The sequence below is a fragment of the Myxococcus sp. XM-1-1-1 genome (assembly GCF_020037095.1).
In the GTDB taxonomy this organism is placed as follows: domain Bacteria; phylum Myxococcota; class Myxococcia; order Myxococcales; family Myxococcaceae; genus Myxococcus; species Myxococcus fulvus.
In genome coordinates this window covers 1-20,659 of the sequence record NZ_JAIQDH010000001.1, presented here as the reverse complement: position 1 = coordinate 20,659, position 20,659 = coordinate 1, and the positions used below count along the sequence as shown (strand labels likewise).

Sequence of the window (20,659 nt, the reverse complement as noted above, 5' to 3'; positions counted from 1 at the left end):
AGCGCGCCCGCTTTCCGACCGGCTGCCCTGCCTGCAACATGCCAGTTTCACTGGCCATTGCCTAGCCGCTCGCCCACCGGGCGGCCCTGTGTCTGATGCCCGGTCAACGGCGGCGTTCCGGCCCTTATTTCAGCCCCAGCGGCTGACCAGGCGCTCCCGGTCCAGCAGGCGGATGCTCGCCCACAGCAACACCAGGTCGAGCACCAGCACCACCGCGCCCTGGAGCGCGTAGTACATGAAGCCCGCCTTCAGGACGCCGGCCACCTGCCCGCCCACCATGCCGACGAGCGGCAGGACCACGAGCGCGGAGATCTGCTGCGCCATGCGGGCTTCGCTCACCCGGGCGGAGATGAGCACCGCGACGCCGTTGCCGAAGAAGGCGAACAGGGGCGCAATCACCAGCACGCCGAAGGTCCACAGCGCGTTGGGCATCAGCGGCCCCTGCACGAGCGGCCACGCGACCAGGTCCACGCCCACGCAGAACAGGATGAAGGCCACCCACGTAATCACCACCGCGGGCACCAGCGACGCCAGGCTCTTGCCCGCCACCAGCTCCGCGGCCGTCACCGGCGAGGCGAGCAGCGGCTCCAGCGTCCTGCGCTCCTTCTCCCCCGCCACGCTCTGCGACGCGATGAGGATGGGCACGAAGATGGGCATCACCAGGAACAGGCCGAACCAGTCGGTGAGCGTCTTGTCGATGAGGAAGCGCGCGGCCGACGCACCCAGGGGCAGCGAGGGGTCATAGAACTGCGCCACGCTGCGCAGGTCCGCCTGGTTGGGCGTGTTGACGTACGTCCACACCACGATGATGGGCACCGCCACCATCACGGTGGGCAGCACCGCCATGGACACCAGCAGGCCCACGTTCTTGCGCAGGTCCAGGAAGTCCTTCCAGAACACGGCCAGGGCCCGGCGCGGACGGAATGCCACGGCTACACTCCCCCTTCGCGAAGCAGGTCCAGGTACACCTCTTCCAGGGGCCGCTGCGCCGGCACCGCGCTGTGCACCCGCGCGCCCGCGCCCACCAGGCACGCCAGCACGTCCGGCGCATGCGAGTCATCCTCCAGCATGACGCGCAGCCGCATGCCCTCCGTCAGCACGTTGGGCGCGAAGGGCAGCGACGCGAGCACGTTGCGGTAGCGCTCCGCCTCACCCTCCACGCGCACCTCCAGCGCCTGCCCCGCGCGCCGCAGCTCGCGCACCGGCCCCATCAGGAGCAGCCGCCGCTTCACCACCGCGACGCGCTCGCACAGCCGCTCCACCTCCGCCAGGTTGTGCGAGCACAGGACAATCGTGCGTCCCTCCGCCGCCAGCTCCGCCACCGCGTCGCGCACCGTGCGCGCGGACTCGGGGTCCAGGCCACTGGTGGGTTCGTCGAGGAAGATGACCTTCGGGTCATGCACCAGCGTGCGGACGATGGCCAGCTTCTGGCGCATGCCCTTGGAGAAGCCGCCCACCGGCTCCAGCTCGCGGTCGCCCAGCCCGAAGCGCGACAGATAGTGCCGGGTGCGAGGCCACGCCTTCGCCTCGTCCAGCTCGTGCAGCTTCATGAAGAAGCGCAGGTTCTCCCGCGCGGTGAGCCGGTCGTAGAGGCCGGGCTGCTCGGTGAGCAGTCCCACCACCTTGCGCAGCGCCTCGCCGTCCCGGTCCACCCGGTGGCCCCACACGGACACCTGACCCTCGCTGGGAGTCAGAAGGCCGGTGAGCATGCGGACCGTCGTCGTCTTCCCGGCGCCGTTGGGGCCGAGCAGGCCGAACACCTCGCCCGGCCGCACGTGGAAGGTGAGCCCCTCCACGGCGACGCGTTCGCCGAAGCGCTTGCCCAGCCCCTGGACGTCGATTCCGCTCAATCGATGGTCACCAGCACGAACTTGTTGTTGATGTCCCGGTCCACGGGCGTGACGACCTTGTCCGGGCCCACCGCGTTGCGCAGCGTGGCGAGCATCTTCTGCTCGGCGAGCACCCACTCGCGTCCGGGCCGGGCCACCAGCGAGCGCAGCTTCGCGTTGTAGTCCCCGCTGCGGTACTGCTCCACGGTGTTGCTGGAGTAGAGCGTCTCGCCGCGCCAGTTCATCAGGTACGCGACGATGGGCTCCCCTTCCTGCCGCTGCGCGTAGTAGCGCCAGAACAGGTCGCGCTGCGTCCAGTGGTGGGACAAGTCCACCCAGTGGTTCCAGTTGAACCAGAGCGCGAAGCCCGCGGCCAGCATCCAGAAGGTGCCGAACAGCATGGTGCGCGCGCGCATCAGCGTGGCCACCACCGCCATGGCGCCCGCCACCGCGAAGACGAAGCCCAGCGCGCCCTTGACGTTGACGGGCTCCGACAGCGAGCGCAGCAGCGAGTCCTCACCGGCCGGCGCCTTGAACCCGCGCACCGCCATCACCACGCCCACGACGGCCACCACGCCCGCCATCAGCTGCAGCGACGAGCGGCCCTCCGGCTCCGACTTGAGCGACTGCCACCCGAGGAACGCGGCCGCCGCCGCCACCGCCACGCCGATGAGGCCCGTGGCGGACACCTTCGCGCCGGAGGCCACCGCGGTCAGCGTGGCCGCGCCCGCCAGGAGCAACAGCAGCGCGACCGCGCGCGAGCCCGGCGTCACCTTCTCCCGCGTCTTGGGCGAGAAGGCCTCGAACGAAAGGTAGACGCCGAACGCCAGCAGCACCAGCGTGACGAGGTCTCCGGTCCACAGCGCGCGGGAGAAGAAGGCGATGGGCCGGGTGACGAGGTCCTGGGGATAGGGGCGCTCGTAGTTGTAGACGAACAGGTCCGTGAAGTTCTTCGGGTTCTCCGCCAGGTCCTTGCCCACGAGCACGAAGAGGACCAGGCCGAAGATGAGGCTCACCGCGTGCGTGGGGATTCCGTCCTCCCACAGCCGGTCGATGAACAGCGCGATGAGCACCGCGAGGCCCGGCAGCACGGGGAAGACGTAGTGGTGGAACTTGGTGGCGCTGGAGGCCAGCAGCCAGAAGGCGAAGGCCACCCAGATGACGGTGATGAGCGCCAGGTGGTCCGACTTCTTCTCCGAGCGCAGCTTCAGCTTCGCCACGACGGAGAACGCGCCGGGCAAGAGCGCCACCCAGGGGAAGATGCCGAAGCCGCCCTGCTCGATGAAGTAGATGAACGTGCCGCCCGGCGTGGTGGTGTGCACGCCCGCGGTGAGGCGGTTCAGGTGGTCGTGCACGAAGAAGCGGTACCAGAAGAGCTTCCCTTCGTCGTCCACGCTCTTGAAGAGCGACATCACGACGTACCAGGGCGCGGCCACCGCGAAGAACACCAGGATGCCCGTGCCCAGCTTCATCTTGAACATCTGGCCCCAGAGCACCGGCATCGGCTGGCGCCCCTCGCGCACGTCCTTGCGGAAGCCGCCGTCCGTCAGCCAGCGCAGGTGCGCGTCCAGGCTCGCCCCGTCCCACGGGATGACGGCCAGCGCCGCGTAGAGCACCAGGATGACGGCCGGCAGGCCCACGCCAAGCAGACCCTTGGCCAGGGTGGACAGGCCCGCGAAGAAGTAGAAGCCGTACCACCACGCGGCGCGGTGCTTCGTCGAGTCATCCAACTGACCGATGAGCGCGCACGCCATGGCGCAGACGAACGTGGTGACGAAGGGCGTGTCCGTCACCGTCTGGCGGGTGAGCAGGAAGTACAGCGGCATGGTGGCCAGCACGAAGCCGGTGGCCAGACCCGCGCGGCGGCTCACCACGCGCGACACGGCGAGCGACAGCAGCGTCACCGCGGTGATGCTCAGGAGGACGAAGGGCACGCGCATGCCCCACTCGGTGTACAGGCCCAGCGCGCCGCCGGATTGCACGGTGCCCACCACCTGCATGCCCAGCGCCTGCATCCACATGGTGAGCGGCGGCTTGGAGAAGAACCACGCGTTCTCCCAGAAGGGGAACACGTAGTCGCGCCGGACGATCATCATCCGCGCCACTTCGCCGTAGTGCGTCTCCCAGCAGTCCCACAGGCCCACCGCGCCCAGGTACGGAAGGAAGAGCAGGGCCGCGAAGAAGGCCGTGGACGTCACCACGCGCCAGGTGGTCGGCAGCGCCAGCCAACGCCGCATCCAGGGCGCGGAGAGAAGCTCCTTGCCGAGGATGGACTCGGCGAAGGTCTGCGCTTGCTGCTGTTCCTGCTGTTCGCCGTCGCTCGCCACGGGTGATGGGCTCCTTGAGTCGTTTCGGGCGGTTGCCTGCGCATCACGGGCAGGACGCGGCCTTATAACCCCGCCACTCCCGCCGGTCGACCTCCGCCGGAGGCACACCGTGCGGGAGCTTGCGCGCCATTGTGCAGGAGCCTGCACGGAAGAGGGAGGCCCACATGCCGCGAGCCCGGGGAGCGGCCAGGGGCACGGGCCTTGTAACGGCCGCCTCCGTCCGGTTCGCGGAGGCTCCATGCTCGTGTCAGCGGTGACGTTGGGTTTTGCCTTGTTGCTCGCTCAGTGGGAGGGAGCGCCCCCCGCCGGGCCCCCGCCCACCCAGGGCAGGGATGCCCCCGTGCGACCCACGCCTCCCCTCCTCACGCCGCCCCCCTTCGAGCCTCAGCCCGCGGACGGGCAGCCGACCCACCGCGATGAAGGCGCCCCTCCGGTGACCCCGGTATCCAAGGGGACGCCTCCTCCCGACAGCGAGCCCGCCCCCACACCTCCGCCCTCCGAGGGACAGGGCCGCGCGCCCGACGAAGCGACGGGGCCGCTGTTCGAACGCACCCCGGACGAAGGTGCGCCCCTCGTCGCGTCCGCCATCCAGCCTCCGGCCGACCCACTGCCCATGCAGGACCCGGAGCGACCCGTGGTGTGCCTCACGTTGCCACCCACACCCGCGGTTCCCTCGGGGTACTGGAGGGCCCAGTGCGATACCCGCGAGCGACGCTGCCTCATCGCCCCTCAGCACGAGCTGGACATGGACGGGCGGGAGACGGACCGGATGCTGGAGCGCGCTCGCGGCTGCATCCTCGAGCGTGACACGTCCATCCCCGCGCACGTGCTGCGCCAGTACCGGCTGGAGCCCTCCATCGCGGACGCGCCGCCCGGCTGGTATCGCGATGAGCGCGGCCGGGTGATGCAGTTCAACTTCGACCTGCACCGACGCATCTGGTTGGGCGGCGCGTGGAGCCCGCTGTGGCGGGAAGGCGTCCCGCGCGAGGACCGCGTGCGTCTGGACTTCGGCATCGCGTTGGAGCTCGCCGACGACCGGCATCTGCACCGGCTGCGCATGCTGGAGACGGAGGTGATGTTGGGGCAACGGACGCTCGACTCGACGCTCTTGCGCTACGACTTCAGTGTCGAGCGCGATGACCCGCTGTTCCGCATCACCACGTTCTTCGACGAGCCGCGCCGGTATGACATCAGCCTCGACATGGGCCTGTGGCTGGAGGCGCTGCGCGTGGAGGAGGTGGAGCGCGGTGAGCTGCAGGGCGGCTTCCTCACCTGGGGCAGCGTGCATGCCACGTTGGACCTGTGGCACTCGCGCGACATGGTGTCGTACGTGCGCGTGCGCGCGGGCCCGTCCGCCGAGCGCGACTACGAGAACGACGTCAACTCGCTCGTCCCCGGCGCCGTGCTGGAGGCGGACCTCACGCTGGACCGGGATGGCTTCCATCACCTGCGCCTCGGCGTGGAAGCGGAGAAGGTGCTCCTGTCGCGCGCCATCCTCGGGCGCCCGTTGAGGCCGGAGCGACTCAAGGTCTCCGCCGGCTACGAGCTCATCCTCATCGCCATCAACGACCAGCCGCTGTCGCTGGTGGTGGATGCGCGCGGGATGTGGCGCAACGACATCCCCTACCTGCCGCAGCGCTGGGAGTGGTCCGCCTCCGCGGGGCTCCGCTTCTCACTCTGGGCTCCCGCGCGCCGCTCCGCGCCCAAGGCCCAGCAGGCGCGGGACTGAAAGCCCGTGCTCGCGCTCGGTCTCACCTTGCTGCTGACCATGGCCCCCACCCCAGGCGTGGACACGCTCCACGTCGACCCGTGTGCTCCACACGACGCGCTCGGTGACCCGTTCCCCGTCTGCTTCGACCCAGGCGAAGGGCTGGTGGTGGGCTCGGGCGTCGTGATGAACGACGGCGTCCAGGCCCTGTCCCTGCGCGCGAGCGTGCGTCTGCGCAGCGGCCGCACCAGCCGGAGCAAGGGCACCCCGTGGTTCAACAACCATCGACTGGTCGACGTGGAGCTGTGGGACGGCGCCCGTCGCGGCCTGTCCTTCACCGCCTATGACGGACTGCTGCGCCGCCACCTGGAGGAGGGCTTCATCCTGATTCCCACCGCGCGCCCGCTGCGCATCCCCTTCCCGTTCGACGTGACGGTGGCGCTGCGCGCGGCCCACCTGGAGCGCCGCGTCTGGGAGGGACCGGGGTGGACGTTGGAGACCGGACGCGTGGGGCTCCTGGTGGACCCGATTCGCTCGGAGACCGAGCGCGTCTGGTTCGGCGTGGGCCCCGTCGCGACCCACATGCTGCGCCATTCGAGGGACGGCACCTCGCAGGAGCTGTCCCCCTTCACCTCGTTGATGTTCGACGGAGGGCTGGAGAGCGAGGACGGGCTGTGGGCCTTGCGCGCCTCGGGGCTCGCGGGATGGACGCACGGCGTGGACGGAGGCACCTCCTTCCGCATGCGCGCGGACGCGTCACTGGAGCGGGTGTTCCTCGCCGTGGCGGACCAGCCCGTGGCGCTGCGCCTGTCCGGCGGCGCCGTCCAGGGCGATGCGGGCCTCTTCCGACGGGACACGTGGACGGTGGGCGCGAGCCTGGTGGTGCGGGCCTTCAGCGCGAGGTAACAAGGCCCCCGGTGTGCCAGCGGGGCTGTCAGCCCGCGAGGCACGTGGCGTCACCAGGGAGCCCGCCCCTCGTGGCGGCGCGATGGGAGGTCCGTCATGGAGAGAAAGCTCGTCTCGATTCAGCGCATCGACCACCTGGAGGACATCCCCGGAGCCGACAACATCCTGAAGGCGCGGGTGATGGGCTGGGACGTGGTGGTGAGGAGGGGCGAGTTCGCGCCCGGGGATGCGTGCGTCTTCTTCGAAATCGACAGCCAGCTTCCGGAGGGCAAGGCCTGGGCGGAGTTCCTCCGGGCCCGGAGCTTCCGCGTGAAGACGGCGAGGCTCAGGGGCGTGTTGTCCCAGGGGCTCGCGCTGCCGACCTCCATCCTGGGGGGCGAGGTGCCGCCCATCGGCACGGACGTGAAGGATGCGCTGGGCGTCGTGAAGTTCGAGCCCACGCCCTCCGACGGGAACGACGTGGCCGGCCCCTTCCCGGGCCAGGTGCCGAAGACGGACGAGATTCGACTGCAGTCGGCGCTGGGCGTGCTCGACGAGCTTCGGGGCCTCGACTTCTACGTGACGACGAAGCTGGACGGCACCTCGTCCACGTTCTTGCGGACGCTGGAGGGTGAGCTGGTGGCGTGCTCGCGCAACTGGGCGTTGAAGCCCGGCAAGCACCCGGCGTGGCGCGTGGCGGAGAAGTACGCGCTGGCCACCGTCCTGCCACCCGGCTTCGCCATCCAGGGAGAGCTGTGCGGACCGGGCATCCAGAAGAACCGCCTGGGGCTCGACGCGGTGGACCTGTTCGTCTTCAGCGTCCACGACACGCGCACGGGCCACTTCCTGGGCCACGCGGAGCACCTCGCGTTCTGCGAGCGGCACGGGCTGCGCTCGGTGCCGGTGGAGCACGTCATCACGGGCGATGAGGCGCGCGCGTTCGAGCACGGCCTGGAGCACTACCTGCGACTGGCCCAGGGCTCCTACCCCGGGACGAAGAACCGCAAGGAAGGCATCGTCGTCCGGCCGCTCGTCGAGCGGCAGTCGCCCACGCTGGGCGGCGGCAGGCTGTCGTTCAAGGTCATCAACAACGACTTCCTGCTCAAGGACGAGGAGTGAGCCGGCTCCCCCGTTCCAGGATGCCGCCCGGACGCGGCGACTCCTGGGAGGGATGGGGCGAGGAGGTCTCCAGCACCGCGCGCAACGCGGCCTCGGCGGCCCTCAGGCGCGCATCCTGCGGGTCCACGCGTCGCGCATGCTCCAGTCGCTCCAGCGCTCGGGGCAGCGCGCCTCGCGACAGCTCGCAGCGCACGCCCGCCTCGAGCGCGCCCGTGTCCGAAGGTCCGTAGACCTCCGCCTCCTCGGCCGCGTGACAGCCCTCGTCCACGCGCCCGGCATCGAGCAGCGCCCGCGCGAGCTCCACCCTCGCGCCCACGTGTGAGGGCGACAGGCGCACCGCCTCCGTGAGCGGGACGATGGCCTGCCTCGACGCGCCCAGCCGCCGCAGCACCGCGCCCAGCTCCCGCTGCGGTCCCGCGGCGCCTGGAGACAGGAGCGCCCGTCCCCGCGCCTCGCGCAGCACCGAGGGCTCATCGAAGCGCAGCTCCGCCACCATCCGGCTCACGATGTCCTGGTACGCGGGCCACTGCGCGGGCCAGATGAAGACCAGCCGGTAGACCCACTCGCCGCGCGGCACGAAGAAGGCGATGAGCCGCTTTCCTCCCGCCGGCCCGTCCAGCTCCGCGCGCAGCCTCAGCGCGAGCCTGCCGCCGATCTGCGTGCGCTGGGGGCCCTGGATAGAGAGCGTCCGTCCCTCGGGTCCGGGCACACCGAGCGGCAGCGTCTCCTCCTTGAAATGCCGCGCCTGCGCGAGTCCGTCGCCAGGCTCCCCCGCCTCGATGGCCTCCGCGGAGAACGTGGCGCGCCCCAGTCCCGGCAGCCCGTTGGAGAACGTGCGCCGCCCCTGCCCGTCCACCTCGCCACTCCATCCCTGGGGCATCATCACCGCGACGCCAAAGCCGTCATCCCGCTCCATCCGCCAGCCCGAGCGCTCCACCACCACCGCCGTCGACACCGCGAGGGCCGCCAGGACGCCGACCACCGGCCGCGCCACTCCCGGCCGCGTCATGCCCTCCAGCTCGCGCGGCTCCAGGAACGCTCCGGCGAGCAGCCCCGTCACCAGGCCGCCCAGGTGCCCGGCGTTGTCCACGCCCACGGATGTCCAGCCCATCCAGAGAAACACGAGCACCGTGGGAATCGCGCTCTCCCCGGAGAGCCAACGCACGCGGAAGGCGGCGTGTGATCGGTGACGGCGTCCGAGCACGAGCAGCGCGCCCATGCATCCATAGACGAGCCCCGACGCGCCCACGCTCACCGCGCCAGACCAGGCAAGCGAGCTCGCCATGGTGGTGAGCCCCGCGGCCACGAGCAGCGCGACATAGTCGCGACGTCGGCAGACCTTCTCCAGCGCCACGCCCGCGGCCACCAGCACGACGACGTTGAGGGCCAGGTGCAGCGCATCCCGGTGCAGCAGGTTGGCCGTCGCCAGGCGCCACACCTGCCCCGCCTCCAGGACGAGCGGCCCCGCCTTGGCGCCCCAGCGCACCAGCGCGTCCACGTCGACGGGGCCCCGCATCACCAGGGCGCCATGGACCCCCAGAAGGACCCCCACCAGGGTCAGCGTGACCCAGGGAAACGCCCGAGCGCCCCCCTGCCCGGCCGCTTGACCGATGGACAACAGGCCCGGCTGCCCCACCTGCTGGGGAGAAAGTCCTGTCATTTGAGGGGGATGCATGACTTGTGGTTTGAAAGGGCGTTCTGCTATGACTGTACGCGGATCGGACCCGTGCTGAAGCTCATCATCGAAGACGACGAGGGGCGCAAGACCGTTGTTCCCTTCGTGCGCGACGAGATCACCATCGGCCGTCAGGAGGGAAACACCATCCGCCTGACGGAACGTAACGTGTCTCGTCGTCACGCACGACTGGTGCGGTTGAACGGCCATGTCGTGGTGGAGGACCTGGGTAGCTATAACGGCACCCGGATCAACGGCGAGCGTATCGCGGGTCAGTCGCCCCTGAATGAGGGCGACCTGATCCAGATCGGCGACTACGACCTGGCACTCCAGGCCGAGGGCGCCGCGAACGCCGTAGGCCCCATCACGACCAAGGTGCCCGCGCGCCGGCAGGAATCAGAGCCCGACGAGCCCGAGGGCTCCGAGGACGAGTCGCCCGGCGACGGGGAGGAGAACGACCACACTCCTCCGTCCCTGGACGGCGCGGACAAGCGTCGAAACTCCACCTCCATCATCCGGTTGGATCATGTGGAGGCGGACCGCCCGCGAAAGCTGGAGGACATCGACACCAAGGACGCGCCGCGTCTGGTGGTGTTGACCCCGGACGAGCTGCGCGGTCAGGAGTTCGCGTGCATCCGGACGGAGCTGCGCATCGGCCGGACGGACGACAACGACATCACGTTGGATCATCGCTCGCTGTCGCGCACGCACGCCAAGCTGGTGCGCGAGAACACCGGCGAGTGGCGTGTCATCGACATGCAGTCCGCCAACGGGATGACGGTCAACGGCGAGAGCTACGCCCAGGCGACGCTGAACAGCGGCGACGTGGTGGAGCTGGGCCACGTGAAGCTGCGCTTCCTGGCCGCCGGTGATGCCGCGGACGAGGCCGAGGAGCAGGGCGCGAGCGAAGGCGGCATGTCGAAGCTGCCGCTGGTCGCCGGGCTCGTCGCGCTGCTGCTGGGTGGCGGCGTCATCTTCTGGATGTACAAGCAGGGTCAGCTTGGTGGGGGGACTCCCCAGCCTGTCGACCCCGTGGCCGTGGCGCCGAACACGAAGCCCGTGGAGCCGCCTCCGGTGGTTCCGGCGAAGCAGCCGCCCGAGGACGCCCAGCCGCCGGAGACGGTGGCGCAGCCGGAGACGCCTGCCGCGCCGGCGAAGCCGACCTACAAGGAGCTGATGGACAAGGCCCGGGCCGCGTTCGACAGCAAGGACCTGGAGCTGGCCGAGAGCACCCTGGCGGAGCTTCCCGAGGGCGACAAGTCCCGGAAGGAGGCCAAGCAGCTGCAGGGCAAGGTCGACTCCGAGAAGAACGCGCAGGCTCAACTCGAGAACGCGCAGAACTCACTGGGCGCGGGCAAGCTCGAGGACGCCAAGAAGTCGCTGGATGCCGCCGCCAGCACCGAGTTCTTCAAGGACCGCTACGCGGAGCTGAGGAAGCAGGTCGGGGCGCTCGAGAAGAAGCAGCAGGATGAGGCCGCGGCGGCGCAGGCGGCAGCCCAGGCCCAGAAGCCCCCCGCGAACACCCCGCCCGCGAACGCCAAGGAGCCCGACAAGGCGAACGTCGAAGACCCCACCATCGAGTTGGTGAGCAAGACGCGCGAGCTCCTCAAGCAGCAGAACTACCGCGAGGCGCTCACCTTCGCGGAGAAGTGCGCGAGGGTGAACGACTCGAACGCCGACTGCCACCTCGTGCTGGGAATCACCCGCGCACGGCTCAACGAAATCGACGAGGGGGCCAAGCACTACCGAAAGTTCCTGGAGCTCGCCCCGGCGAATCACCCCTCTCGCAAGGGCGTTACGGATCTCCTGAAGGCGTACGACAGCAACCGATAGCAGAAGCTCAAGGGAGGCGGACCATCCCCCATTGGCTGCGCGTGCTCGCCCCCTCCCCGAGCCCCAGCTCGACGACGTTCACCTGCAGCGAGGAGACGCTGTGCAGATTCGCATCCTGGTGGTTGATGACGAGCAGGACAACTGCGACTACCTCAAGCTGGTGCTGACCCGCGAAGGCTACGAGGTCGTCACCACGACGGACCCCACGCAGACGGTGGAGATCCTCCGTGGCTCCGACTTCCACCTCGTCATCCTCGACATGATGATGCCGCAGATGTCGGGGACCGAGGTGCTGGAGCAGATCCGCAAGTACGACACCGACGTCGCCGTCATCGTCGCCACCGCGTACCCCACGGTGGACACGGCCGTCGCGTCGCTCAAGGCCCAGGCCTCTGACTACGTCAAGAAGCCCATGGAGCCCGAGCAGTTCATCTCCGCCGTCCGCAACGCCCTCCAGAAGAAGGGCCTGTCGCAGGACCCGGAGGCGGATCTCCACCGCGCCATCGGTCGCACCATCCGCGACGCCCGCAAGACGCAGGAGCTCACCCTCAAGCAGCTCGCGCGGCGCACGGGCCTGTCCGTGTCCCTGCTGTCGCAAATCGAGCGCGCCGAGTCCTCGGCGTCCATCTCGTCGCTCTACAAGATCGCCTCCGCGCTCCAACTGCGCATGGGCGAGCTGTTCGGCGACACCTGAAGCACCCCCACCGCCTCGCCGGCCGCTCCAGTCTCTAGCGGCCGGTGAAGCGGGGCGGTCTCTTCTCCAGGAACGCCGCCCGCCCCTCCTTCGCATCCTCGCTGGCGAACGCCCTCGCGCGCAGCTCCCGCAGCCGCGCCCGCTCCGAGTCCCCGAGCGACGAGCGCCCCAAGAGCCCGAAGGACTCCTTCATCCCCGACACCGCCCCGGGAGCATGGCCCGCCAGCGTCGCGCACAGCGCGTCCGCACGCGCCTCCGCGTCCTCCTCGCACACGTCCAGCAGCCCCCAGTCCAGCGCCTCGCGCGCGTCCAGCTTCCGCGCCGTGAGGAACAGCTGCTTGGCCCGCGACAACCCCACCAGCCGCGTGGCCCGCGCCAGGCCCTCCGGCGAGTAGACGATGCCCAGCTTCGCCGGAGGCATGAGGAAGACCGTCTCCGGTGCGCCCACGCGGAAGTCACACGAGGCCGCCAGGTCGAACCCCGCCCCCACCGCCGCGCCGCGCACCAGCGCCACGCTGGGCGCCGGGTGCCGCTCCAGCTTGAGCAGGCAGTCCACCAGGATGTCGTCCGGGAGCCGCCCGTCCTCTCCGGGAGGCCCCAGGTGCGTCAGGTCATAGCCCGCGCAGAACGTCCCGCCCGCTCCTCGCACCAGCAAGGCGCGCACGTGCGGCGCGGGCTCCAGCGCCGCGTCCAGCCGCGCCAACATCGCGTCGTTGAGCGCATTGCGGCGGGCCAGGTTGGAGAGCGTCAGCACCCGCACGCCGTCCTCCCGGTCCTCCACCTCCACCCCGGGTGACTTCTCCATCGTCATGGGCTTCGACTCGCCTCCACACACGGATTTCGCGCGCGAACCTCCCACGCTTCCGCCCCGGGATGCCTCAGCAAATACGGCCGTCCGCGCGCACCCACACCTCGTCGCAGGGGCCCTGCTCCCCTGCCCGCTCGACGGGCGAGACACCGTGCAACAGGTCCCTACAATCCAGTAAATTTGCGGCTGTAGGAGGGCATGGCGTACCTTGTCACACCGTGAAGCCCTCCTCTTCCTCAGGCACTGGTGTTGGTGTGGTCGACCTCCATGGCGCGCGTCGCGCGCGGCGGATGGACCTCTACCGTGGCCGTCACGCGGACCGCGTCCGCGGAGTCCGAGGCACGCTCGAAGCACTCACCCAGAGCGGCACCCTCTTCACCCAGGACGGCACGCGCCGCGGCCTGTCGCTGCTCAAGGCCCTGCAACTGCTGCAGCGGGCCGGCGCGCGACTGGAGGAGCTGTCGGGGAGCGGTGTGATTCCGGCGCCCCGCAAGCAGGAGCGCATCGACGCGCTGTACGAGGAGCTGGACACGCTCTTCGCTCGCGCGGACAAGCTGGCCGGGCGGGACGAGGCCAGCGTGGCCCAGCTCCCCGCCCGCTAGTCCTTCGCGGGGACTACGGCAGCTCCGTCTGACCCTGCCGGCGCAGGAACGTGGGGATGTCGAACTGGTCCTCGTCCAGAGGCAGCGCCGACTCCTTCACCACGGACGTGCGGTTGCTGATGCTCTTGCTCGACTCCACCGGCGCGAGCGGACGCGGCGCGCTGCCCTTCGCGGGGACCAGGCTGGCCACCTCCTCGCGCGCGCCAATCAGCACCGACTGCTGCGGCGAACGGGAGAGCGGAACCTGCACCACCGGCGCCACGTTGCGGACCTTGGGCGCATCGCGGTGGACGAAGCCCGTCGCGATGATGGTGATCTTCACCTCGTCCTGGATGTTCTCGTCGATGAGCGAGCCGAAGATGATCTCCGCCTCGCTGTCGGCCGCGTCGTGCACCAGGGTCAACGCCTCGTTGACCTCCTGGAGCGTCATGTCCCGGCCGCCCGTGATGTTGATGAGCAGGCCCGTGGCGCCGTCGATGGAGACGTCCTCGAGCAGCGGGCTGGAGATGGCCTGCTGCATGGCCGTCAGCGCGCGCTTGTCACCGGACGAGTTGCCCGTGCCCATGAGCGCCAGGCCCTTGTCGCTCATGATGGTCTTCACGTCGGCGAAGTCGACGTTGATGTAGCCGTGGTACTGGATGAGGTCGCTGATGCCCTGCACGGCGTTCAGCAGCACCTCGTCCGCGCGCTTGAAGGTCTCCAAAAGCGGCATCGGCTCGTTGGAGAGCGACAGCAGCCGCTGGTTCGGAATCGTGATGAGCGTGTCCACCGCGGCCTTGAGCTCGACGATGCCCTGCTCGGCCTGCTTGCGGCGCTTGTTGCCCTCGAAGAGGAAGGGCTTGGTGACGACGCCCACCGTGAGGCAACCCAGGCTCTTGGCGATGTCCGCGATGATGGGCGCCGCGCCCGTGCCGGTGCCGCCGCCCATGCCCGCCGTCACGAAGACCATGTCGGCGCCCTCGAGCACCGCGGCAATCTGGTCCCTCGACTCCAGCGCGGCCTCGCGGCCCATCTCCGGGTTGGCGCCGGCGCCCAGACCCTTGGTCAGCGTCTGCCCCAGCTGCAGCCGCGTGGGCGCCTTGCTGGCGGCGAGCGCCTGGATATCGGTGTTGGCGGCGATGAAGTCCACGCGGTCCAGCTTGGACATGATCATCGTGTTGACCGCGTTGCAGCCTGCCCCACCTGCCCCGACGACCCGAATCTTGGCGGCCTGCTTGTTCTGATCGAACTGGTCCATACGCGGTCCTTTCGGCAGGCGTCGCGCGATGCAGCGCGCGGGCCTCCAACCTCCACAATCATCAGCAAGTCCCGATCTTTGGCAAGTATTCCGCTACGCACATGTAGCGGGATGAGGCGGCACCGAGTCCTGACGCGCACTTACGCAGCGGCGTCGGCAGCAAGCAGCGTGGCGTGGAGGGTCCACTTCGCCCCTTGACTCGCGAAAGGCGGCGCGCCCTGGCGGGTCCCCCACCCCGGCGTGACGGGTCTTCACGCACCGTCAGGCGCCCAGGACGCATGGTGGAGGACGCGTCTCGCGACAAAAACCGAGGGTGGCCCCGGACAGGATTCCGGGACCACCCTCGGGGTTCAGCTCCAGCTCAGGTCAGCTCAGGGGCTCTCGCGCTCCACCTCGACCTTGCCGACGCGCAGGATGGTGAACTCCACGCGGCGGTTGTTCTCGCGGCCCTTCGCCGTCTTGTTGGTGTCCACCGGCTTCGCCTCGCCGAAGCCCTGCGACTCCAGGCGGCCGGCGTCGATGCCCTCCTTCACCAGGAACGCGCGGACGTTGGCGGCGCGGCGGCGCGACAGGTCCAGGTTGGCCGCGTCGTTGCCCTGGTCATCCGTGTGGCCCTCCACCCGCAGCAGCTCCACCTGCGGATTGGCGCGAAGCACCGCGGCCACCTGCTTCAGCAGCGGGAAGCTGCGCGGCAGGATGATGTCCTTGCCCGTGGCGAAGTAGACCTTCTCCAGGATGAGGATGCGCTCGCCATCCACCTGGACCTTCACCTTGCCCTTGTCGGGGCAGCCGTCCTCGTCCTGGACGCCGTTGATGGTCTCCGGCTCCAGCGGGCACTTGTCCGCCACGTCCGGGATGCCGTCCCTGTCGTTGTCCGGGTCCGGGCAGCCGTCCTCGTCCTGGAAGCCGTCCTTGTCCTCGGGCTGGTTCGGGCAGCGGTCATCCGGGTCGAAGATGCCGTCGCCATCCGTGTCCACCGGCGGCGCCACGTCGGGGCAGCCGTCCTCGTCCTGGAAGCCGTTCTTCGTCTCCGGCTCGTTCATGCACTGGTCGTCGCCGTCGAGGATGCCGTCCTGGTCGTTGTCCGGGTCCGGGCAGCCGTCCGCGTCCTCGAAGCCGTCCTTGTCCTCGGGCTGCGTGGGGCAGCGGTCGTCCGGGTCGTAGAGGCCGTCGCCGTCCGTGTCCACCGGCGGAGGCGGCGCCGTCGGCTTGGGCGACGGCGGCGGGCTGAAGCTGAAGCCCGCCAGCAACCGGTAGCCAGGCGTGCCGTAGCCTCGGGTCAGGCCCGGGCCACCGCCGAGGTGCGCCGAGAAGCCCTTCGCCGAGCGGTACTTCAGCGCGGCGAGCAGCTCCAGCGGGCTCTCCTCCGTGTCCTGCTCGTCCAGACCGATGGCGCCAATCACCGTCGCCTCGGCGGCGAGCGGGACGCGGCCCAGCGTGAAGGGAATCTCCGTGCCCAGGCCGTAGGTGAAGGCGTTGCCCGCCGTCAGGTTGCGCAGCACCTGCTTCTCGCGCAGGTCCACGCCGACGTTGGCGGCGAAGCGGACCCGCTGCCCGTACTCGGCCACCAGCTTCGGCTGCACCGCCACCCCCGAGCCCCCGAGGAAGTCGTTGCCGCCCGCCGTGGGGAGCACCACCGGCACCGCCAGCGCGAGCCCGAAGTTCTCCCCGTCGATGATGCGCGCCTTCGGAACCAGCCGCAGGTCACCGATGCCGCCGGAGCTCACGCCATCCGCCAGCGAGGCGTCCACCTGCGGCGCCGGGTCCGAGCCCTGGATGGTCACCGGCAGCACCACGCCGATTTCGAAGCGGTCGAACAGACCCACCGCGCCCATCAGGTCGATGCCCACCTGACGGCTCACCACCGCGGTGATGAAGCGGTCCGAGCGCGGGTCCAGGAAGTTGAGCGGCTTGCTGGCGTAGTTGAGCGACAGGCCCAGGTTGAGGCCCAGGTGGCGCTGCACGCGGGCGCTGTGCAGACCGAGGATGTCCTCGGCGCCCGGGCCCGGCTTGTAGCGCTGCACGTCGATGGACTGCGACGCGCCCCGGGGCGGCGTCACCTGCGCGTGGGCAGGCTGGGCCACGAGCGTCCCCGCGAGGACCAGGCCTCCGGCGACACCCGCCGCCACCGCCCGCGACGAGCGGCGGAGGCGACCGAAGAGGGGCAGCGCGAGCAGCAGCAGCGCCAGCGGAGCGAAGGTGCCCGCGCCGCCCGTGCTGCAACCACGGCCCACCACGACGAAGTCGTCGTTGCCATCGAGCGGGTTGGAGCCGCCCTCGACCTCGTCACCGTCGCTCGCCCCACCGCGGTCGGTGTCGGCGTCGTTCGGGTTCGTCTCACCGTTGTCGAGGCCACCATTGTGGTTGGCGTCCTCCTGGCCATCGCGCAGGCCATCGCCGTCGGTGTCCGGGTTGAGCGGGTCGGTGGCGTTGGAGCCCTTCACCTCCACGCCGTCGCTCAGCTCGTCGTCATCCGAGTCGGCGTCGTTCGGGTCGGTCTCCGTGGCGTCACGGCGGCCGTCGTGGTTCTTGTCCTCCTCGCCATCGCGCAGGCCGTCACCATCCGTGTCCGGGTTCTTCGGGTCGGTGGTGGTGGTGGGGTCCGCGTCCGGCACGAAGTTCGGCGAGTCGAGGTTGGTGCCCGGGCCCGCCGTCTCGCGCGTGACGCCGCGCTCGGTGCCGTCGTTCAGCCCGTCGTTGTCGCTGTCCGGGTCGAGCGCGTCGATGACGCCGTCCCCATCCGTGTCGGTGAGGCCATCCTCGCCGTCGGGCACGCCGTCGTCGTCGGAGTCCGCGTCATGCGGATCCATGCCCAGCTCGATTTCGCGCGCGTCGGGGACGCCGTCCAAATCGGAGTCCAGGTCGTCCGCGGCCACGTTCGGGTCCGTCTCGCCCGGGTCGACACGGCCGTTGTGGTTGGTGTCCTCGTTGCCATCGAACACGCTGCCGCCGTCGGTGTCCCGGTTGAGCGGGTCCGTCGTCGTCGTCGGGTCCGCGTCCGGGATGAACACGTCCAGGTCCGTGTCCGTGCCCTGCGGCTCGGTGATGCCCAGCTCCGTGCCGTCCTGCAGCCCGTCGCCGTCCGTGTCCGCCTTGTTCGGGTCGGTCTCGCCCGGGTCGACGATGCCGTCGTGGTTCTTGTCCTCGTTGCCGTCGAGCACGCCGTCGTCATCCGAGTCGTCGTCCAGCGGGTCCGTCCCGCCGACGTTGACCTCGATGCCGTCGGAGATGCCGTCGCCGTCCGTGTCCGCGTTGTTCGGGTCCGTGCCGCGAGCAATCTCGTCCGCGTCCGTCAGGCCGTCGCCATCCGAGTCCAGGCCGATGGTCCACGTGAAGCTCGCCGGCGTGGGGTCCACGTCGCCGTCCGCGTCCACCGCGCGCACCTGGAAGGTGTGCTCCCCGTCCGCCAGGTTCGTGTACTGGGTGGGGCTGGTGCAGGGGGTGAAGGCGCCGCCGTCGATGGAGCACTCGAACGTCGCGTTCGGGTCGGCCAACACGGTCTCGAAGCTGAAGTCCGCGGTGGCGCTGCCGGAGCTCGCGGGCGGGCTCGCGGTGATGCGCGTGTCAGGCACCGTGTCCACCGTGAAGCTGTGGGTGTCCGTGGCGGTGTTGCCGTTGGCGTCCTCCGCCGTGGCCGTCACCGAGTGGGGCCCGTCGGCCAGCGGCGTCGACACGGGCACCGACCAGGTGCCGTCCACACCGACCGTCACCGTGCCCACCGTGGTGCCGTCCACCACGACCGTCACCGTGGCGCCCGGCTCACCCGTGCCCGAGTAGGTCACCGTACCCGTGGTGAGCACCGCGCCCTCGGCGGGCGTGGTGATGGCCACCGACGTCTCCGCGTCCACCGTGAAGGTGTTGGTGTCCGTCGCGGTGTTGCCTTGCGCGTCCTCCGCCGTGGCCGTCACCGTGTGCGAGCCGTCCGCCAGCGGCGTGGCCACCGGCAGCGACCAGGTGCCGCCCGCGCCCACCGTCGCCGTGCCGACGACGGTGCCGTCGACCGTGACGGTCACCGTGGCGCCGACCTCGCCCGTACCGGAGTACGTGACGACGCCGTTGTCGAGCACCGCGCCCTCCGCGGGCGTGGTGATTTCGACCAGGGTGCTCGTGTCCACCGTGAAGGTGTGCGTGTCCGTGGCGGTGTTGCCGTCCTCGTCCTCGGCCGTGGCCGTCACCGTGTGCGAGCCATCCGCCAGCGTCGCGGCGACCGGCACCGACCAGGTGCCGCCCGCGCTCACCGTCACCGTGCCCACCGTATTGCCGTCCACCACCACCGTCACCGTGGCGCCCGGCTCGCCCGTACCGGAGTACGTGACGACGCCGTTGTCGAGCACCGCGCCCTCCGCGGGCGTGGTGATGGCCACCGTGGTGGCGGTGTTCACCGTGAAGGTGTGCGTGTCCGTCGCGGTGTGGCCGTGCTCATCCTCCGCGGTGACCGACACCGTGTGCGAACCATCCGCCAGCGACGAGTTGCCCGGGACGCTCCAACTGCCGTCCGGACCCGCCGTCACCGTGCCGACGACGGTGCCATCCACCGTCACCGTCACCTCGGCGCCCGGCTCGGCCGTGCCCGTGTACGTCACCTCGGCGGTGTTCACCACCGCGCCCTCGGCGGGCGTGGTGATGGCCACGCGGGTGCTCGTGTCCACCGTGAAGGTGTTCGAGTCCGTGGCGGTGTGGCCCTGCGCGTCCTCGGCCGTGGCCGACACCGTGTGCGAGCCGTCCGCCAGCGACGAGTTGCCCGGGATGCTCCAGCTGCCGTCCGGACCCGCCGTCACCGTGCCCACCGTGTTGCCGTCCACGCTCACCGTCACCGTGGCGCCCGGCTCGGCCGTACCCGAGTACGTCACCGTGCCCGTGGTGAGCACCGCGCCCTCGGCGGGCGTCGTCACTGCCACGTTGGTACCCGTGTCCACCGTGAAGGTGTTCGAGTCCGTCGCCGTGTTGCCGCTCGTGTCCGTCGCCGTGACGCTCACCGTGTGCGAGCCGTCATCCAGCGGCGTGGCCACCGGCAGCGACCAACTGCCATCCGGACCCGCCGTCACCGTGTCGATGACAGTGCCGTCGACCGTGACGGTCACCGTGGCGCCCGGCTCGGCCGTACCCGAGTACGTCACCACGGGGTTGGTCAGCACCGCCCCCTCGGCCGGCGTCGTCACCGCCACCGACGTCGTCGCATCCACCGTGAAGGTATTCGTGTCCGTCGCGGTGTTGCCGTTCGTGTCCTCGGCCGTGGCCGTCACGGAGTGAGCACCATCCGGCAGCGGCGCGGCCACCGGCACCGACCACGTGCCGCCCGCGCCCACCGTCACCGTACCGACAACGGTGCCGTCGACCGTGACGGTCACCGTGGCGCCCGGCTCACCCGTACCCGAGTACGTCACCACCGGATTGGTCAGCACCGCGCCCTCGGCGGGCGTCGTCACCGCGACGGACGTGCCCGTGTCCACCGTGAAGGTGTTCGTATCCGTCGCCGTGTTGCCGCTCGTGTCCGTCGCCGTGGCCGTCACCGTGTGCGGCCCGTCATCCAGCGGCGTGGCCACCGGCACGGACCACGTGCCGCCCGCGCCCACCGTCACCGTGCCCACCGTCGTGCCGTCCACCACCACCGTCACCGTCGCGCCCGGCTCACCCGTACCCGAGTACGTCACCGTCGCGTTCGTCAGCACCGCGCCCTCGGCCGGCGTCGTCACCGCCACCGACGTCGTCGCATCCACCGTGAAGGTGTTCGAGTCCGTCGCCGTGTTGCCGCTCGTGTCCGTCGCCGTGGCCGTCACCGTGTGCGGCCCGTCCGACAGCGGCGTGGCCACCGGCACCGACCACGTGCCGCCCGCGCCCACCGTCACCGTGCCCACCGTCGTGCCATCCACCACCACCGTCACCGTCGCGCCCGGCTCACCCGTACCCGAGTACGTCACCGTCGCGTTCGTCAGCACCGCGCC

13 protein-coding genes are annotated in these 20,659 nt (G+C 70.3%); 6 read left to right on the top strand and 7 right to left on the bottom strand.

Translation table 11 applies throughout. The annotated features are described in order from the left end of the window. Window positions 1-129 precede the first annotated feature (129 nt). Genes K8640_RS00065 through K8640_RS00055 form a run of 3 tightly spaced genes read right to left on the bottom strand, consistent with a single transcriptional unit; the run spans window position 130 to window position 4,156 of the window. Window positions 130-930, bottom strand: coding sequence for an ABC transporter permease subunit (locus K8640_RS00065; RefSeq protein ID WP_046715484.1), 801 nt, complete (start codon window positions 928-930; stop codon window positions 130-132). 2 nt (window positions 931-932) lie between these two features. Beyond that, window positions 933-1,850, bottom strand: a complete 918-nt coding sequence (locus tag K8640_RS00060; RefSeq protein ID WP_223745202.1) for an ABC transporter ATP-binding protein — start codon at window positions 1,848-1,850, stop codon at window positions 933-935. Continuing rightward, window positions 1,847-4,156, bottom strand: coding sequence for a glycosyltransferase family 39 protein (locus K8640_RS00055; protein ID WP_223745201.1), 2,310 nt, complete (start codon window positions 4,154-4,156; stop codon window positions 1,847-1,849). Before K8640_RS00055 ends, K8640_RS00060 begins: the two co-directional genes overlap by 4 nt. 433 nt (window positions 4,157-4,589) lie before the next feature. Here K8640_RS00055 and K8640_RS00050 point away from each other — a divergent pair, with 433 nt between their 5' ends. The 3 genes from K8640_RS00050 to K8640_RS00040 all read left to right on the top strand — a co-directional run bounded on the left by K8640_RS00050 (window position 4,590) and on the right by K8640_RS00040 (window position 7,868). Next, on the top strand, window positions 4,590-5,885 hold the full coding sequence (locus K8640_RS00050) for a hypothetical protein (protein ID WP_223745200.1): 1,296 nt from the start codon (window positions 4,590-4,592) through the stop codon (window positions 5,883-5,885). 6 nt (window positions 5,886-5,891) lie between these two features. Continuing rightward, window positions 5,892-6,770, top strand: coding sequence for a hypothetical protein (locus tag K8640_RS00045; protein ID WP_223745199.1), 879 nt, complete (start codon window positions 5,892-5,894; stop codon window positions 6,768-6,770). Between the two features lie 96 nt (window positions 6,771-6,866). Continuing rightward, entirely contained in the window at window positions 6,867-7,868 is a 1,002-nt protein-coding gene (locus K8640_RS00040) for an RNA ligase family protein (protein WP_223745198.1), read from the top strand. Here K8640_RS00040 and K8640_RS00035 read toward each other — a convergent pair. After that, entirely contained in the window at window positions 7,852-9,528 is a 1,677-nt protein-coding gene (locus K8640_RS00035; protein ID WP_223745197.1) for a rhomboid family intramembrane serine protease, read from the bottom strand. The two genes, K8640_RS00040 and K8640_RS00035, sit on opposite strands and share 17 nt — an antisense overlap. Window positions 9,529-9,594: 66 nt before the next feature. Here K8640_RS00035 and K8640_RS00030 point away from each other — a divergent pair, with 66 nt between their 5' ends. Together K8640_RS00030 and K8640_RS00025 are read left to right on the top strand one after the other, a co-directional pair. After that, complete coding sequence (locus K8640_RS00030; RefSeq protein ID WP_223745196.1) at window positions 9,595-11,376, top strand: FHA domain-containing protein; 1,782 nt, start codon at window positions 9,595-9,597, stop codon at window positions 11,374-11,376. A 100-nt stretch (window positions 11,377-11,476) separates the two neighbouring features. Then, window positions 11,477-12,070 carry a response regulator gene (locus K8640_RS00025; RefSeq protein ID WP_046715490.1) on the top strand — a complete coding sequence of 198 codons (594 nt, stop codon included), beginning with the start codon at window positions 11,477-11,479 and terminating at the stop codon, window positions 12,068-12,070. A gap of 34 nt (window positions 12,071-12,104) precedes the next feature. Here the strand turns inward: K8640_RS00025 and K8640_RS00020 are convergent, their stop codons facing one another. Next, complete coding sequence (locus K8640_RS00020) at window positions 12,105-12,881, bottom strand: enoyl-CoA hydratase/isomerase family protein (protein ID WP_223745195.1); 777 nt, start codon at window positions 12,879-12,881, stop codon at window positions 12,105-12,107. Between the two features lie 251 nt (window positions 12,882-13,132). Here K8640_RS00020 and K8640_RS00015 point away from each other — a divergent pair, with 251 nt between their 5' ends. After that, window positions 13,133-13,480: a hypothetical protein gene (locus K8640_RS00015; RefSeq protein ID WP_046715492.1), complete on the top strand. Its 348-nt coding sequence runs from the start codon at window positions 13,133-13,135 to the stop codon at window positions 13,478-13,480. Between the two features lie 13 nt (window positions 13,481-13,493). Here K8640_RS00015 and ftsZ read toward each other — a convergent pair whose 3' ends face one another. Both ftsZ and K8640_RS00005 read right to left on the bottom strand, forming a co-directional pair. Beyond that, window positions 13,494-14,717: a cell division protein FtsZ gene (gene ftsZ, locus K8640_RS00010; protein ID WP_046715493.1), complete on the bottom strand. Its 1,224-nt coding sequence runs from the start codon at window positions 14,715-14,717 to the stop codon at window positions 13,494-13,496. A 371-nt stretch (window positions 14,718-15,088) separates the two neighbouring features. Beyond that, a partial coding sequence (locus K8640_RS00005) for an Ig-like domain-containing protein (protein ID WP_223745194.1) occupies window positions 15,089-20,659 on the bottom strand: 5,571 nt, incomplete at its 5' end.